15 protein-coding genes are annotated in these 16,148 nt (G+C 63.4%); 11 read left to right on the top strand and 4 right to left on the bottom strand.

The features are described 5' to 3' along the window. Positions 1 to 50: 50 nt before the first annotated feature. On the bottom strand, positions 51 to 935 hold the full coding sequence (locus tag AWB82_RS07600) for a lipid A biosynthesis lauroyl acyltransferase (protein WP_086966544.1): 885 nt from the start codon (positions 933 to 935) through the stop codon (positions 51 to 53). Positions 936 to 1,187: 252 nt separating this feature from the next. On the opposite strand from AWB82_RS07600, the gene metK reads away from it, so the two are divergent. Together metK and AWB82_RS07590 are read left to right on the top strand one after the other, a co-directional pair. Next, a complete protein-coding gene (gene metK, locus AWB82_RS07595) occupies positions 1,188 to 2,375 on the top strand; it encodes a methionine adenosyltransferase (protein WP_086966543.1) in 1,188 nt (395 codons plus the stop codon). A gap of 127 nt (positions 2,376 to 2,502) precedes the next feature. Continuing rightward, on the top strand, positions 2,503 to 3,618 hold the full coding sequence (locus AWB82_RS07590; protein WP_086966542.1) for an alkene reductase: 1,116 nt from the start codon (positions 2,503 to 2,505) through the stop codon (positions 3,616 to 3,618). Positions 3,619 to 3,631: 13 nt separating this feature from the next. Here the strand turns inward: AWB82_RS07590 and AWB82_RS07585 are convergent, their stop codons facing one another. Continuing rightward, positions 3,632 to 3,982: a hypothetical protein gene (locus AWB82_RS07585; RefSeq protein ID WP_200818062.1), complete on the bottom strand. Its 351-nt coding sequence runs from the start codon at positions 3,980 to 3,982 to the stop codon at positions 3,632 to 3,634. Between the two features lie 317 nt (positions 3,983 to 4,299). Here AWB82_RS07585 and AWB82_RS07580 point away from each other — a divergent pair, with 317 nt between their 5' ends. After that, positions 4,300 to 5,076 carry a phytanoyl-CoA dioxygenase family protein gene (locus tag AWB82_RS07580; RefSeq protein WP_086966541.1) on the top strand — a complete coding sequence of 259 codons (777 nt, stop codon included), beginning with the start codon at positions 4,300 to 4,302 and terminating at the stop codon, positions 5,074 to 5,076. 4 nt (positions 5,077 to 5,080) lie between these two features. Here the strand turns inward: AWB82_RS07580 and AWB82_RS07575 are convergent, their stop codons facing one another. Then, a complete protein-coding gene (locus AWB82_RS07575; RefSeq protein ID WP_086966540.1) occupies positions 5,081 to 5,284 on the bottom strand; it encodes a DUF3185 family protein in 204 nt (67 codons plus the stop codon). 64 nt (positions 5,285 to 5,348) lie between these two features. Continuing rightward, entirely contained in the window at positions 5,349 to 6,155 is an 807-nt protein-coding gene (locus AWB82_RS07570; protein WP_086966539.1) for a mechanosensitive ion channel family protein, read from the bottom strand. A 242-nt stretch (positions 6,156 to 6,397) separates the two neighbouring features. Between AWB82_RS07570 and mgrA the strand changes: the two genes are divergently transcribed. The 8 genes from mgrA (at position 6,398) to AWB82_RS07530 (ending at position 16,147) form a co-directional block, all read left to right on the top strand. Next, the gene (gene mgrA, locus AWB82_RS07565) at positions 6,398 to 7,441 is read left to right on the top strand and encodes an L-glyceraldehyde 3-phosphate reductase (protein ID WP_086966538.1); all 1,044 of its coding nucleotides are present in this window, start codon (positions 6,398 to 6,400) and stop codon (positions 7,439 to 7,441) included. Positions 7,442 to 7,939: 498 nt separating this feature from the next. Then, positions 7,940 to 8,710, top strand: a complete 771-nt coding sequence (locus tag AWB82_RS07560) for a ferredoxin--NADP reductase (RefSeq protein ID WP_086966537.1) — start codon at positions 7,940 to 7,942, stop codon at positions 8,708 to 8,710. Between the two features lie 344 nt (positions 8,711 to 9,054). Further along, the gene (locus tag AWB82_RS07555) at positions 9,055 to 9,918 is read left to right on the top strand and encodes a sensor histidine kinase (protein WP_086966536.1); all 864 of its coding nucleotides are present in this window, start codon (positions 9,055 to 9,057) and stop codon (positions 9,916 to 9,918) included. Between the two features lie 10 nt (positions 9,919 to 9,928). After that, positions 9,929 to 10,582 carry a response regulator transcription factor RqpR gene (gene rqpR / locus AWB82_RS07550; protein ID WP_086966535.1) on the top strand — a complete coding sequence of 218 codons (654 nt, stop codon included), beginning with the start codon at positions 9,929 to 9,931 and terminating at the stop codon, positions 10,580 to 10,582. A 158-nt stretch (positions 10,583 to 10,740) separates the two neighbouring features. Beyond that, positions 10,741 to 12,201, top strand: a complete 1,461-nt coding sequence (locus AWB82_RS07545) for an amino acid permease (RefSeq protein ID WP_086966534.1) — start codon at positions 10,741 to 10,743, stop codon at positions 12,199 to 12,201. 227 nt (positions 12,202 to 12,428) lie between these two features. Continuing rightward, positions 12,429 to 12,905, top strand: a complete 477-nt coding sequence (locus tag AWB82_RS07540) for a (2Fe-2S)-binding protein (protein WP_086966533.1) — start codon at positions 12,429 to 12,431, stop codon at positions 12,903 to 12,905. Between the two features lie 55 nt (positions 12,906 to 12,960). Further along, a complete protein-coding gene (locus AWB82_RS07535; RefSeq protein WP_086966532.1) occupies positions 12,961 to 15,333 on the top strand; it encodes a xanthine dehydrogenase family protein molybdopterin-binding subunit in 2,373 nt (790 codons plus the stop codon). Positions 15,334 to 15,346: 13 nt separating this feature from the next. Then, entirely contained in the window at positions 15,347 to 16,147 is an 801-nt protein-coding gene (locus AWB82_RS07530; protein WP_086966531.1) for an FAD binding domain-containing protein, read from the top strand. Position 16,148 lies beyond the last annotated feature (1 nt).

Below are 16,148 nucleotides of genomic sequence, written 5' to 3'. Positions count from 1 at the left end.
GGCCGCTATTGTATGTGACCCGCGCTGCCGCGTTTCGCGCCGTTCAACCGTCAATAGAAGCCCGGCTCACCCGGCGGGCGCGTCTTGAAGCGCTTGTGCACCCAATAATATTGCTCCGGCATGTGCGGAATCTGCTCTTCCAGAAACGCGTTCATGCGGCGCGCGTCGGCTTCGTCATCGCCGGTCGGGTAGTTCGCCCACGGCTCGAAGATCTTCAGCCGATAACCCTTGTAGTTCGGCAAAACCTCGCCGATGAACGGCACGACCTGCGCTTTTCCCGCCTTCGCCAGCCGGCCGACGGCGGTAAGCGTGCACGTCGGGATACCGAAGAACGGCACGAACGTGGAGTTGCGCATGCCGTAGTCCATGTCCGCGCCGAGCATCACGGGCTTGCGATCGCGCAGCCAGCGCAGCACGACGCGCGCGCTGTCGGCGCGGCTCGCCATGTCGGCGCCGAAGCGGGCGCGCTGCGTTTTCGCGAGTTCCTCGATTTGCGGATTCGAAAATGGCTGATACAGCGAACCGCATTGCCGGTGCAGCGAATAGTTCAGGAAGATCGAGCCCGCTTCGATGCCGACGAAATGCAGGCCGAGAAAGAGCGTGGGCGGAAGATCCGGGTCCGAGAGATCGACGGCGCTATCCAGTTCGATCAGCTTTTCCAGCTTTTTCGCCGAGCCGAACCACTGCACGCTGCGCTCGACATAGCTGCGGATCGCGTGACGGAAGTGCTGCTGTGCGATGTCCTCGCGCTTTTCGTCGGACCACTCCGGGAAGCACAGCTTCAGGTTCGTATGGACGATGCGCTTGCGGCGGCTCGGAATCTGATAGAGCAGCCAGCCGAGAGCGTCGCCGAAACGCGCGGTGACGCCGTACGGAATGAGCGCAAGGAACTTGAGAAAGCCGATGGCGAGCGCCACGCCGATGCGACCTAGCATGACTCGCTCCGGCGGGCGGACGAGTGAAACGGAACCAAGGAAGTCAAAGCGTCAATTCTGTGAAAACTAAGGAAACCGGTATAATAAAACCTTCGCCGAGTTAATGGACAACTTGCGGGGCGAAGCGGGTCGGAGTCGTCTTATCTTTCGAAGACTCCGACCTGGAAAGACATCCGCTAAAGCGTCGCCGCTTCAGACTCCAAACGAAGTCGGCTACGTGAATCTCAACCGTACTTTATTGGAGTCTGAAGCGTGTCAAACGACTATCTCTTTACTTCCGAATCCGTTTCCGAAGGCCACCCGGACAAGGTCGCCGATCAAGTCTCCGACGCTATCCTCGACGCCATTCTGTCGCAGGATAAATATTCGCGGGTCGCGGCGGAAACGCTGTGCAATACCGGTCTCGTCGTCCTCGCGGGCGAAATCACGACCACCGCCAACGTCGATTACATCCAGGTTGCGCGCGACACCATCAAGCGCATCGGTTACGACAACACCGACTTCGGTATCGACTATCGCGGCTGCGCGGTGCTCGTCGCTTACGACAAGCAATCGCCGGATATCGCGCAAGGCGTGAACAAGGCGCACGACGATAATCTCGATCAAGGCGCGGGCGACCAGGGACTCATGTTCGGCTACGCGTGCGACGAAACGCCCGAACTTATGCCGCTGCCGATCCACTTGTCGCATCGTCTCGTCGAGCGTCAGGCGAATCTGCGTCGCGACGGCCGCTTGCCCTGGCTGCGTCCGGATGCGAAGTCGCAAGTCACCGTGCGTTATGTCGACGGCCGCGCGCACTCCATCGATACCGTCGTGCTGTCCACGCAGCACTCGCCGGACATCGACCTGCCGCAACTGCGCGAAGCGGTGATCGAAGAAGTCATCAAGCCGACGCTGCCGAAGGAACTCATCAAGGGCGACATCAAGTTCCTGGTGAACCCGACGGGCCGTTTCGTCATTGGCGGTCCTCAGGGCGACTGCGGTCTGACGGGCCGCAAGATCATCGTCGATACCTACGGCGGCGCGGCTCCGCACGGCGGCGGCGCGTTTTCGGGCAAGGACCCGTCGAAGGTTGACCGCTCGGCGGCGTACGCCGGCCGTTATGTCGCGAAGAACATCGTCGCGGCCGGTCTCGCATCGCGCGCGCTGATCCAGGTTTCGTACGCGATCGGCGTCGCGCGTCCGACTTCGGTGATGGTGAACACGTTCGGCACGGGCCGCGTGTCGGATGCCGAGATCACCAAGCTCGTTCTGGAGCACTTCGATCTGCGTCCGAAGGGCATCATCCAAATGCTCGATCTGCTGCGTCCGATCTACGAAAAGACGGCGGCATACGGTCACTTCGGCCGCGAAGAGCCGGAATTCTCCTGGGAATCCACCGACAAGGCGCTCATCCTCGCGGAAGCAGCCGGCACGGAGCCGGTCGCCAGCGTGGCGTAACGTCACACCTGCGCAACGAGCAGGACAAAAACCGGCAAGCATCGCGCTTGCCGGTTTTTTTTCGCCGCGCGCGGCGCGTTTCTTGCGGCTGCATCGGTTGGTAATACCGATCATTCACGGAGCCGCCATGCCGTACGACAAGCTTCTTTCCCCCGTCACCATCGGCAATCTTGAACTGCCGAATCGCGTCGTGATGGCGCCGCTCACGCGCAACCGCGCGTCTCAGCCCGGCGACGTGCCAAGCGAAATGAACGCGCATTACTATGCGCAGCGCGCGGGCGCGGGCCTCATCGTGACCGAGGCGACGCAAATTTCGCGGCAAGGTCAAGGTTATTTCGCGACGCCGGGCATCTATTCCGATCCGCAGGAAGCCGGATGGAAAGCCGTCGTGGGCGCGGTTCACGCGCGGCACGGGCGTATCGCATCGCAGTTGTGGCATGTCGGGCGCGTGTCGCATCGATCGCTTCAGGAAGGCGGTGCGCCGCCGGTCGCGCCTTCCGCGGTCCGCGCGCGCAACACGCAAGTGTTCGTGAAGCACGACGACGGTTCCTACGGCATGACCGATGCCGACGACCCGCGCGCGCTCGAAGCCAGCGAGTTGCCGGGCATCGTGCTGCAGTTCGTCGATGCCGCGCATCGCGCGCAACGTGCCGGCTTCGACATGATCGAGGTGCACGCGGCCAACGGCTATCTGCTGCATCAGTTCATGGCGACGGGCACCAACCACCGCACGGACGACTACGGCGGCAGTATCGAGAATCGCGTGCGGCTCGTGGTCGACGTGCTGGAGGCGGTGGCGAGCGTGATGGGCGCGAATCGCGTGGGCATCCGCATTTCGCCGAACTTCACCGGATTCGATCTGCAGGACGACGAGGGCGAAGCGTCATCGCTGCATCTGGCGCGCGAGCTGAAGCGCATCGGCATCGCGTATCTGCATCTGGCGGAAGGCGACTGGGCCGGCGGCGCGCCGCTTTCGGAAGACTATCGACGGACGCTGCGCGAGGCTTACGATGGCGCGATCATCGTCTGCGGCGAGTACACCGCGGAGGAAGCGAACGCGCGCATCGAGGAAGGCGAAGCCGACGCTGTGGCTTTCGGTCGCGCGTATCTTGCGAATCCGGATCTGGTCGAGCGCTTCAGGGTGAACGCGCCGCTCAACTCGCCCGACGAGGCGACGTTCTACGGCGGCGGAGAAAAAGGCTACACCGACTATCCGACGCTCGACGAGACTGAGCGTAAGTGAGCGATCGAGCGGCTCAGCGGGTCGCGAATGCGTACCAGCCGGCGCTGCTCGCCGATACGCGACGCGGACGGCGGCTCGTCGGCGCGTCCGGCTTCGGTTTGGGCACGGGCGCGCGCAACTGCACCGGACGGCGCAACAGCGCGCGCAACGACACGCGGCGCGAGGCCGCGCGAACCCGCAGATTGAAGAAGAAACCGCGGAACCACGACCGGATGCCGTCGACCGGATGCACGTTCTTCAGTTGCTCGGCGAGCAGTTGCGTGCGCGTGGAGTGATGGCGCAACGCGCGGATCATGCCGCGGCGCGCGGGACGCGCGGCTCGCGCGGCGACGCGAGTAAGTCCGATAGCGATTCGGTGGTTCATGTCAGCGGGAGAGGGTCGATTGCGTGGAGGCAAACTCGACGATAGTCGTCTTAAAAATGGAGTTCAACGATTCGATTCAACCGCACAGGCGAAGTTGCACCGAATTGATGCAACCCAATGTACATGACGCGTATTACCCGGGTAAGTCCGCGTTTTCCCTGCCGGTTTATGAAGCGAATGCTGATAAAAACCGGCCGATGCGTTGCCGCACGGGCCTTCCCGCGCTCTCGGATTTACAATCGCCGTATTCGCCCCAATTCCGGATATAGCGTCGACGGCATGAATAAAATCGAAAGCCGTTGGAGGCAAGAACTGAAATGTCTGATCAAAACCTTCTGAAATCGAAAAAAGACCAAGTGCACGAGCTGCGTGAAAAGGGCTACGTGATCGTGAAAGGGCTGGTTTCGAAAGAACGCTGCGACGCGATGCGCGAGGTCGCGCGCCAGCAACTCGCCGAGGCCGCCGCACCGCTGGAATTCGAGGCCGATCTGAAATATCCCGGCGCGCCCGATTCGAAAGACGCGCCCGGCGGACACACCGTGCGCCGTCTGCTCGACGCTTATGCGCGGCATCCGCTGTACGCGGAGTTCGCGACATCGCCGGAAGTGCGTGGCTGGATGGAATTGTATTTCGGCGAGACGCCGTATCTTTCGCGCGCGCATCACAACTGCATGATGACGAAGCATCCGGCCTACGGCAGCCTGACCGGTTGGCACCGCGACGTGCGCTACTGGGCGTTCGAACGCGACGACCTCGTGTCCGCGTGGGTCGCGCTCGGCAACGAAACGGTGGAAAACGGCGCGCTGTGGTTCGTGCCGGCCTCGCACAAACTGCCGTTCACGTCGGATCGTTTCGACGAAGCGAAATTCTTCCGCTCCGATCTGCCCGAGAACGCCGCGCTGATCCGCACGGCGGTGTCGCCCGTGCTGGAACCGGGCGATGTCGTGTTTTTCCACTGCAACACGCTGCATTCGGCGGGCAAGAACCTCACCGATCGGGTGAAGTTCTCGCTCGTGTTCACGTATCGCGGCGCGAGCAACGTGGCGCTGCCCGGCACGCGCTCGGCGTCGAAGCCAGAAGTGCCGCTCGACTGAACGTTCAGCGTCTGGATGGAATCGCGAGGCCGATCAGCCCCGCGAGCGACGCGACGATGCCGCCCGCGATCAGCCAGATGGTCTTGTTCGTGGGCGAGCCCGTGAAGAAGCGCGCAACGTCGTTGGAGAGCGAATGAAACGACTGGCCGCCGAAATAGAGCAGCACGACGCCGCCGACAAGCAGCGCAACGGAAATCGCCCGGGTCATATCGTGATCTCGTATCTGGAAGGCGCGTCAGGTTAGCGGGTCTGCGCGCGCACGTCCACTCCACTCACGCTGCTTGCGCCGCTTGAGCCTGCTCGCGGGTGTACGGCTGAATCTTGCGCAGAAGGTCGGCCATCACGTACTGGTGATCGCTTCTGCTCGTCCATGCGCCGAGGTTGTACTTGACGCCGGTGTCCGTGTAATCGGTCACGGCGACCCACGGCGCCGACGGCCCGTCCTGCACGATGCGCGCATCGTCGCTCATCAGCTTGCGCATTTCCTCGATCACATGCTCGACCTTCAGCCCGTGCTGCGCCTGAAAGTTGATGACGACGCGCCGGCGATCGTTCGCGCTGTAATTCGTGATGGCGTTCGCCCAGATCAGGCTGTTCGGCACGTACATGATGATGCCGTCGGCCTTGGTGAGGCGCGTCGTAAAGAGTCCGATCTCGTTGACCGTGCCGGCCGTCGTCCCGACGCCTTCGATGTAATCGCCCACGCGAAACGGCCGCAGCAGCAACAGCATCAGGCCGGCCGCGATGTTTTGCAGCGTGCCCTGAAGCGCCAGACCGATGGCGAGGCCGGCGGCGCCGAGCACGGTCAGGATGCTGGCGGCGGCGATGCCGAACTTGCCGAGCGCCGCGACGATGGCGACGACGCGTATTGCCCACATCGCGAGGCTCGCGAGCACGGGCGTGAGTGTGGCGTCGACGTTCGTGCGGGCGAGCGTGCGGCGCAGTGCGTTCGCGACGGCGTTCGAAATCCACCAGCCGACTGCGAGAATCAGGAGCGCCAGCAGAATATCGATGCCGTAAGTCACGGCGATCGCGCTGAAGGAGTCGTAGGCGGGGCGAAGTCTGTCGATCGAATCCATGGGTAGAAAACCTTAAAGAACCTTGAAACGGAATCTGCTTTTGTCCGGGATCGCGTTCGATCGTTCCCTCGCTCGCCAGCCGGCCGATGCCGAATAGCGGGACTTCGGCGCGTGCCGTGCGCGCTCAGCCCCGATTGGCTTACCATTGACGCCCTTGGCAGGCACGCGCGAAGCGCTCGCCGCGCGCTCGTGTGCTGTCCGTTCCAGTCCGTTCAATTCGCAATCCGCAGAGGAAATCCGTCATGGCCTACGAAGCAGCGTCCGAGCGTTACACGCAGATGCAATACCGCACTTGCGGCAAGAGCGGGTTGAAATTGCCTGCGTTGTCGCTGGGTTTGTGGCACAACTTCGGCGATACCACGCCGATCTCCGCGCAACGCGAAATTCTGCGCACCGCGTTCGACCTGGGAATTACCCATTTCGATCTCGCGAACAACTACGGCCCGCCGTATGGCAGCGCCGAAGCGAACTTCGGCCGTATTTTCAAGGACGATTTCCGGCCGTATCGCGACGAGTTGCTGATCTCGTCCAAAGCCGGCTGGGACATGTGGCCCGGCCCATACGGCCAGGGCGGCGGCTCGCGCAAATACGTGCTCGCGAGCCTGGATCAGAGTCTCAAACGCATGGGGCTCGATTACGTCGACATTTTCTATTCGCATCGCTTCGACGCCGACACCCCGCTGGAAGAAACCGCCGGCGCGCTCGCGACGGCCGTGCATTCGGGCAAGGCGCTCTATGTCGGCATCTCCTCGTATTCGGCGGCTAAAACGCGCGAAATGGCTAAGCTGCTCGCCGAGCACAAGGTGCCGCTCCTGATCCATCAGCCGTCGTACAACATGCTGAACCGTTGGATCGAAGAGGAACTGCTCGACACGCTCGACGATGTCGGCGCCGGCAGCATCGCGTTCACGCCGCTCGCGCAAGGTCTGCTCACGAGCAAGTATCTGAACGGCGTGCCACAGGACGCGCGCGTCAACAAGCCGGGCGGCGGGTCGCTCAAGCAGGAGCATCTGAGCGATGCGAACCTCGCGCACGTGCGCAAACTCAACGAACTCGCGCAGAAGCGCGGCCAGAGCCTCGCGCAGATGGCGCTTGCGTGGGCATTGCGTGGCGGCCGCGTGACCTCGGTGCTGATCGGCGCGAGCCGGGCGGAACAGGTCGCGGAGAACGTCGGCGCGTTGAAGAATCTCGATTTCACGAAGGAAGAACTCGCGGAAATCGATCAGCACGCGCAGGAAGGCGGCATCAATTTGTGGGAAAAACCGTCGACGGATCAGCGCATCTGACACCGCGCCGAGCCTTTTGCCAGAAGGGTATTTCGGGATAGGCGCGGCATCCGTTGCTATCATGCGGGCTCGGAGGCTTTTCGGCAGCGATTGCGAGCCCCGCCGATGCCGGCCACCGGACGTGCAGCCAGCCGAATACGCATTTCTTCAGCACGCACGTTCGCCCACGAGGCGCGCGTGCGCGCCTTTGCCGCCTTATCGCCGTGCGGACCGCGAAACGACTATCGGGTTAAAATAGCCGATTGCGCCGGGCTGTCTGGTTTTTGCGCGAAGTTCACGCGTGGCGCAGCGTGAAAACGCTGTCCGCGAATCGCGGGTTTCGGATCGATCGGCGACCTTCACATTCGATCGTCCTGTTCGGGCAGCGCAGCGCCCTCGTCGCGCCTTTGTAGCGCGCTTTGTTTTCAACGCCGCCCCGGTGTGGCATCGGCCGGCAATCAGCCGTGAGCGTCAGAGCGTCACCCGCTTTCGCACAGTTAGAGCACAGTTCAAGAAGCCATGAGCAACCTTAATTCTCAAACCGTTCTGAGCGTCCATCACTGGACCGACACGCTTTTCAGTTTCACCTGCACCCGCGACAGCGCGTTCCGCTTCGAGAACGGCCAGTTCACGATGGTGGGTCTCGAAGTCGACGGCAAGCCGCTCCTGCGCGCCTACAGCCTCGCGAGCGCGAACTACGAAGAGCATCTCGAATTTCTGAGCATCAAGGTTCCCGACGGCCCGCTCACCTCGCGCCTGCAACACCTGAAAGTGGGCGATTCCGTGCTGATCGGCAAGAAGCCGACGGGCACGCTCGTGGCCGACAATCTGCTGCCGGGCAAGACGCTGTGGCTGCTGTCGACCGGCACGGGCCTGGCCCCGTTCATGTCGATCATCAAGGACCCGGACGTCTACGACCGCTACGAGAAGATCGTGCTGACGCACACGTGCCGTTTCGTCGACGAACTCGCGTACAAGGACTTCATCACCGAGCACTTGCCGGCGCATGAGCATATTGGCGAAATCGTGTCCGAGAAGCTCGTGTATTACCCGACGGTGACGCGCGAGGAGTTCGCGAACCGCGGCCGCATTACCGATCTGATCGAGACGAAGAAGCTGTTCGCGGATCTCGCGGTCGAGCCGTTCTCGGTCGAAAACGACCGCGTGATGCTCTGCGGCAGCCCGCACATGCTGCGCGACACGCGCGAGTTGCTCGACTCATTGGGCTTCCAGGAAGGCAGCAACAATCATCCTGGCCACTATGTCGTGGAGAAGGCGTTCGTCGGCTAAACCGGTGTTACGTCGCGTTCAAAGAAACCGGAGCTTCGCGCTCCGGTTTTTTTTCGCCCCGACGAAATGACGGCGCGAACGACGCTGTTACAAATTGGCGGCCGTCAGTAGGTGTTTTTCCTACGCATTATGCGCAGCGGACTTGGCAAACGACATGAACTTCGTCCGCCGAAGCCTTGTAGGACACGGATTTATCATATTTTTGAGATATGATGCGCATACGTTGAGACGGCGCACGTGACCTCGCCGTCCGTCAACGATGTTACAGAGTGTAAATTCGGTTACGCCGCTCGTGAGACCGCCCGAGGACGTAGCTCCAGTTGCGCTCAAAGCGAGGACAGTGAATGAACCCGTCGGCCACGATCACGCTCGATGAGAACCCGATTCGCCGCGCCCGGCTGCGCGCGGTTCCGTCACCGGCGCCGGAATGCTCCGGCGCCCCGTTTGCCTCGCCCTATTCCGCGCTGATCGACGCCAAACTCAAGGGCGATCATCAGATTCAGCGTCTCACCGCCCGCGTTCAGGAACTTGCCGCGCTGCTCGCCGCCACGGAAGAGCGCGCGCGCCGGGCGCTCGCGCAGGATCTCCACGATGCGAGCGGCGCGGCGCTCACCGTCGCCAACATCGCACTCGCGCGTGCCGAACACTGGCTGCCCGCCGATGCGTCCGCCGCCCTCGGCGACGCGCTGCATCAGGCGCGCGCGGCGCTCGCGGATGTCTGCGAGACGAGTCATCGGATCGTCGAAGGGCTGCAGACGCCGACGTTCGACGCAAACTTCGCCGCCACGCTCGCCGACTGGATCGCGGGCTTCGGCGCGCGCACGGCGATCGCCGTCGAGTTCTCCTGCCCCGACGACGCGCGGCTGGACCGCATGTCGCACGACATGTCGCTCGCGCTCTTTCGCGTGATGCAGGAAGCGCTCGGCAATGTCGCGCGTCATGCGCACGCCGGGCGCGCACGCGTGTCTGTCGCGCTCGACGCACACGGCGTGATCCTGCTCGTGGAGGACGATGGCGTCGGCATCGGCGCGGCGGCGCGTCGCAAGAGCGGGCGCTTCGGGCTCTCCGGCATGCGCGCGCGCTGTGAGGCGCTTGGCGGCACGCTGCGCGTCGCTGCGGCGAAGCCCGCCGGCACTTGCGTGAGCGCGCGTTTTCCGTGGTCCGCTGCGCGCTCCGGCCTGTTCACGCTCGGCCTGGTCAACGCCTGAGGCCGCCGCGATGCTCAGAATCCTGCTCGCCGACGATCACGCCATCGTGCGCCGCGGCGTCGCGCAATTGCTGCTGGAACGCGGCGTTGCATCCGAAGTGCTGGAGGCGGAGACCGGCATGCAGGCGCTCGCGCTCGCCGCGCGCCGTTCGCCCGATGTCGCGATGCTCGATATCTCGCTGCCGGACATCAACGGCATCGACGTGTTGAAGCGTCTCAAGCGCGAAAGTCCGCGTCTGCCGGTGCTGATGTTCTCGATGTATCGCGAAGATCAATACGCGGTGCGAGCGCTGAAGGCGGGCGCGTCGGGCTATCTGTCGAAAACGGCGGACCCCGCGCTGATGATCGGCGCGCTTCAGCAAGTCGCCGCCGGCCGCAAATACGTGAGCCCGGAAATGGCCGAAGCGCTCGCGACTTATGTTTCGCTCGACACGGACCGGTTGCCGCACGAGAAACTCTCCGACCGGGAGTATCAGACGCTGTGCATGCTGGCGTCGGGAAAGCGGTTGACGGATATCGCGAACGCCTTATCGCTCTCGGTTAAAACCGTGAGCGTTTATCGTGCGCGGTTGTTGGAGAAAATGAAGCTCGCCAACAATGCGGAGCTGACTTTCTACGTGATGAGCAACCGTCTCGTCGATATGAATCCCGCAATCGCCGGATAGGTTTTATCTCGTACAAGATAAAAACGACCGGTTGTCAAAATTCGCCGCAGTATTACGCTGCGAGCCCGATTGATGGGCGATCCTTCAGTCTCCGATAAAATGGCGGGTTTTTCCCGTGGCAGGGCCGCTCGCGCGCGCCGAGAAGGAGACTCATCGTAATGTCGTTGTTCCGCAAGAAAAACATCGAGGACATGCTGGCCGGCGCGCACAGCACGTCGCTCAAAAAGACGCTCGGCGCCCTCGATCTGACGTTCCTCGGGATCGGCGCGATCGTCGGCACGGGCATCTTCGTGCTGACCGGCACCGGCGCTGTGCAGGCCGGCCCGGCGCTCATGGTTTCGTTCATCATCGCGGCGATCGCATGCGCCTTCGCCGCTCTCGCCTACGCGGAATTTTCGTCGACGATTCCCGTCGCCGGCTCCATTTACACGTATTCGTACGCGACGCTCGGCGAGCTTGCCGCGTGGATCATCGGCTGGGATCTGATGCTCGAATACGGGCTCGCGACGTCCGCCGTGTCGGTCGGCTGGTCGGGCTATCTGCAATCGCTGTTGTCGGGCTTCGGCATTGCGCTGCCGACCGCGCTGTCCGCCGCGCCCGGCGCCCTGCCCGGCCACGTCACGTTCTTCAACCTGCCCGCGTTCCTCGTGATGATGGCGATCACGTGGCTGCTCTCGGTCGGCGTGAAGGAATCGACGCGCGTGAACAACATCATGGTCGCGATCAAGGTGACGGTCGTCGTGCTCGTGGTCGCCGTGGGCGTGTTCCATGTGAAGCCGGCAAACTGGCATCCGTTCATGCCGAACGGCTGGTCCGGCGTGTTCGGCGCGGCGGCGGTGATGTTCTTCGCGTTCATCGGCTTCGATTCGGTCTCGTCGGCGGCGGAGGAAGTGAAGAATCCGAAGCGCGATCTGCCGATCGGCATCATCTCGTCGCTCGCGGTGTGCGCGGTGCTTTACGTGGCGGTCGCGGCGGTCGTGACCGGCATCATGCCGTCGTCGCAATTCGCGAACAATCCGCATCCGGTGTCGTTCGCGCTGCAGGTGGCCGGCCAGAACTGGGTCGCGGGCTTCATCGATCTCGGCGCGGTGCTCGGCATGCTCACCGTGATTCTCGTGATGAGTTACGGCCAGACGCGCATCATCTACGCGATGTCGCGCGACGGCCTTTTGCCCGCGCGGCTTTCGAAGGTGCATCCGCGTTATTCGACGCCGTTCTTCACCACCTGGCTCGTCGGCATTTTCTTCGGTCTGATCGGCGCGCTCGTGCCGCTCAACGTGCTCGCCGAACTGATCAACATCGGCACTCTCGCCGCGTTCTCCATGGTGTCCATCGCCGTGCTGATCCTGCGCCGCACGCATCCGCAATTGCCGCGCGCGTTCCGCTGCCCCGGCGTGCCCGTCGTGCCGGTTCTCGCGGTGGCGTCGTGCCTGTTCCTGATGCTCAATCTTCAGGCAATGACGTGGATCGCGTTCGTGGTGTGGCTCGTGATCGGCCTCGCGATCTACTTCCTGTATTCGCGCCGCAACGCGGTGCTCGGACGCGCGCCGCTCAAAGCGCCGCACGCCGTTGCATCGGCCGACGATGCGCGAAAGAAGCGTGAGACCGTGACGCACTGAACGCCTTCTGTTTCACGCGAAGCGCCGCCCGAGAGGCGGCGCTTTGCTTTTGCAGCCGCGATGCCGTGTATATGGGACGGACGTTCGCGCCGATAGCGACGCCCGCCGATTTGTGTTTTACTCATTGTCACAATCACATAACACCCATTCCGGCTGAACGCTCACGGCGGCAGATGGCAGGTGCGTGGCGCGAAGCTGGATCGTCCTCACCCAGGAGACAGTGAAAAATGGCGCTCAGCATAAGCCTGACGGTCAATGGGAAATCCGTGACCGCCACCGTCGAACCGCATCTTCTGCTCGTCCAGTTTCTCCGCGATCAACTCAGGCTCACCGGCACGCATATCGGCTGCGATACCGCGCAGTGCGGCGCGTGCACCGTGCATCTCGACGGCCGCGCGATCAAGTCGTGCAACATCCTCGCCGCGCAGGCGGACGGCATGGAAGTGACGACTATCGAAGGCATGGCGAAAGACGGCCAGCTTCATCCGATGCAGGCGGCCTTCAAGGAATGCCACGGCCTGCAGTGCGGCTTCTGCACGCCGGGCATGGTGATGAGCGCGAGCGCGCTGGCCGCGCAATCGCCCGATCTGTCCGAAGAAGAAGTGCGCGAACAGCTCGACGGCAATCTGTGTCGCTGCACGGGCTATCACAACATCGTCAAAGCGGTCTTGCAGGGCGCGCGGGACATGAAAGCCGGCGCCTGACCCGACTCCGATCCTTTTTCGAAACGACGAATCGCGCCTTTACTAGGAGACCGCGATGAATGCCCCTGAGCAACAGAAACTGATCGGCGCTGGCGTGAAGCGCAAGGAAGACTATCGCTTCCTGACGGGCGCGGGCCAATACACCGACGACGTCGTGATGCCGCAGCAAAGCTACGGCGTGTTCCTGCGTTCGCCGCACGCGCACGCGAAGATCGCGCGCATCGATACCGCGGCGGCGCTGAAGTCGCCGGGCGTGATCGGCATTTTCACCGGCCGCGACATGGCGGGCGAGAACGTCGGCGGACTGCCGTGCGGCTGGCTCATCCACAGCACCGACGGCTCGCCGATGCACGAACCGCCGCATCCCGTCATCGCGCACGACAAGGTGTTGCACGTGGGCGATCAGGTCGCGCTCGTCGTCGCGGAATCGGTGAAGGAGGCGAAGGACGCGGCCGAACTCATCGAGGTCGATTACGACGAGTTGCCCGCGACGGTCGATACGGCGAGCGCGTCGGACGCGGGCCGGCCGCTCGTGCACGACAGCGTGCCGAACAACGTCTGCTACAACTGGGGCCACGGCGACAAGGCCGCGACCGACGCCGCGTTCGCGCAGGCCGCGCACGTGACGACGCTCGATATCGTCAACCAGCGCCTCGTGCCGAACGCGATCGAACCGCGCGCCGTCAACGCGAGCTATTCGAAGCACGACGAGAGCTACACGGTCTACGTCGCGAATCAGAATCCGCACGTCGAGCGACTGTTAATGGCCGCGTTCGTGCTGTCGCTGCCGGAGTCGAAGCTGCGCGTGATCGCGCCGGATGTGGGCGGCGGCTTCGGCTCGAAGATTTTCCTGTATCCGGAAGATGTCGCGCTGACGTGGGCGTCGAAGAAAGTCGGGCGTCCGATCAAGTGGACGGCCGAGCGCTCGGAAGCCTTTTTGTCCGACGCGCACGGCCGCGATCACGTGACCAAAGCCGAACTGGCGCTCGATCGCGACGGCAAGTTCATCGGCATGCGCGTGCATACGACGGCGAACATGGGCGCGTATCTGTCGACGTTCGCATCGTCGATTCCGACCGTGCTCTACGCGACGTTACTCGCCGGCCAGTACACGACGCCCGCGATCTACGCCGAAGTGAAGGCGGTCTTCACGAACACCGTGCCTGTCGATGCGTATCGCGGCGCGGGCCGGCCGGAAGCGACGTATGTCGTCGAGCGCCTCGTCGAGACGGCGGCGCGCGAGTTGAACATCGATCCTGTCGAGTTGCGACGGCGCAATTTCATCCGCGAGTTTCCGTATGCGACGCCGGTCGGTCTCACATACGACACCGGCGATTACGACGCGTGCCTGAATCGCGCGCTGGAACTCGCGGACGTCGAAGGTTTCCCGAAGCGCCGCGAGGAATCGAAGCAGAAAGGCAGGCTGCGCGGCATTGGCTATTCGTGCTACGTCGAGGCGTGCGGGCTCGCGCCGTCGAACGTGGCGGGCGCGCTCGGCGCGCGCGCGGGTCTCTTCGAAGCAGGCGAAGTGCGCGTGCATCCGACCGGCTCCGTGACCGTCTTCACCGGCTCGCACAGTCACGGCCAAGGCCACGAGACGACGTTCGCGCAAGTGGTCGCGGACCGGCTCGGCGTCTCGATCGAGAACGTCGAAATCATTCACGGCGATACCGGGCGCATTCCGTTCGGCATGGGCACGTATGGCTCGCGGTCGATCTCGGTCGGCGGCTCGGCGATCATGAAGGCGCTCGATAAGATCGAAGCGAAGGCGAAGAAGATCGCCGCGCATCTGCTCGAAGCGGCGGTGGAGGACATCGAGTTCAAGAACGGCATGTTCCGCGTCGCGGGCACGGATCGCACGAAGACGTTCGTCGACGTGTCGCTCGCCGCGTATGTGCCGCACAACTTCCCGCTCGAAACGATGGAGCCGGGCCTCAACGAAAACGCGTTCTACGATCCGACCAACTTCACGTATCCGTCGGGCGCGTATGTGTGCGAAGTGGAAGTCGATCAGGATACCGGCGAAACGCGCATCCAGAAGTTCACGGCCGTCGACGACTTCGGCAACGTGATCAATCCGATGATCGTCGAAGGGCAAGTGCACGGCGGTCTGGGGCAGGGCATCGGCCAGGCGATGCTCGAACGCTGCGTGTACGACGACAGCACCGGCCAGTTGCTCTCCGGCTCGTTCATGGATTACGCGCTGCCGCACGCGATCGATCTGCCGAACTTCACCGTCGAGACCGCGAAAGGCACGCCGTGCACGCACAATCCGCTCGGCGTGAAGGGGTGCGGCGAGGCGGGCGCGATCGGTTCGCCGCCGGCCGTCATCAACGCGATTCTCGACGCGCTCGCGCCGCTCGGTGTGAAGGACTTGCAGATGCCCGCAACGCCGCATCGCGTGTGGACCGCGATGCGTAACGCTTGAGGAGACCAGCGCCATGTATTCATTCGACTATCGAAGAGCAGATGAAGCGAAAGCGGCCGTCACGGCGCTTACCGCGAACGGCGACGCCAAGTTTCTCGCGGGCGGCCAGAGCCTCTTGCCGACCATGCGCCTGCGTCTCGCGCAGCCCTCGGCGCTGATCGACGTGACGCGCATCGCGTCGATGAAAAGCGTCACGCTCGATGCCGACAAGCTCACGATCGGCGGCGCGGTGTGCCATGCGCAAGTCGCGTCGAACGCGGATGTGAAGCGCGCGCTGCCCGGTCTCGCGGATCTCGCGGGCCGCATCGGCGACCGGCAAGTGCGCGAGCGCGGCACGATCGGCGGCTCGCTCGCCAACGACGATCCCGCGGCGTGCTATCCCAGCGCCGCGCTCGCGCTGAACGCGACGGTCGTGACCGACAGAAGGCGCATCGCCGCCGACGATTTTTTCATCGACATGTACACGACCGCGCTCGAACCCGACGAACTCATCACGGCCGTCGAGTTTCCGCTGGCCGAGCGCGCGGGCTACGAGAAGTTTCGCAACCCCGCCTCGCACTTCGCGCTCGTCGGCGTGTTCGTCGCGAAGTTCGCGAACGGCGTGCGCGTCGGCGTGACGGGCGCGGCGTCGTCGGTGTTTCGTCCGGCAGAGCTGGAAGCGGCGTTGTCGAAGGACTTTTCGGTGGCATCGGCGCGCGGCGTGACGATCTCGCCCGGCGAGTTGAACGCCGACATGCACGCGAGCGCCGAATATCGGGCGCATCTGATTCCGGTGCTCGCGGGCCGCGCGATCGAGCGCGCGATGTCGTTCTAGT

Source organism: Caballeronia glebae (assembly GCF_001545035.1).
In the GTDB taxonomy this organism is placed as follows: domain Bacteria; phylum Pseudomonadota; class Gammaproteobacteria; order Burkholderiales; family Burkholderiaceae; genus Caballeronia; species Caballeronia glebae.
The sequence above is the reverse complement of the archived record's forward strand: the minus strand, read 5'-3'. Positions and strand labels throughout refer to the sequence as shown.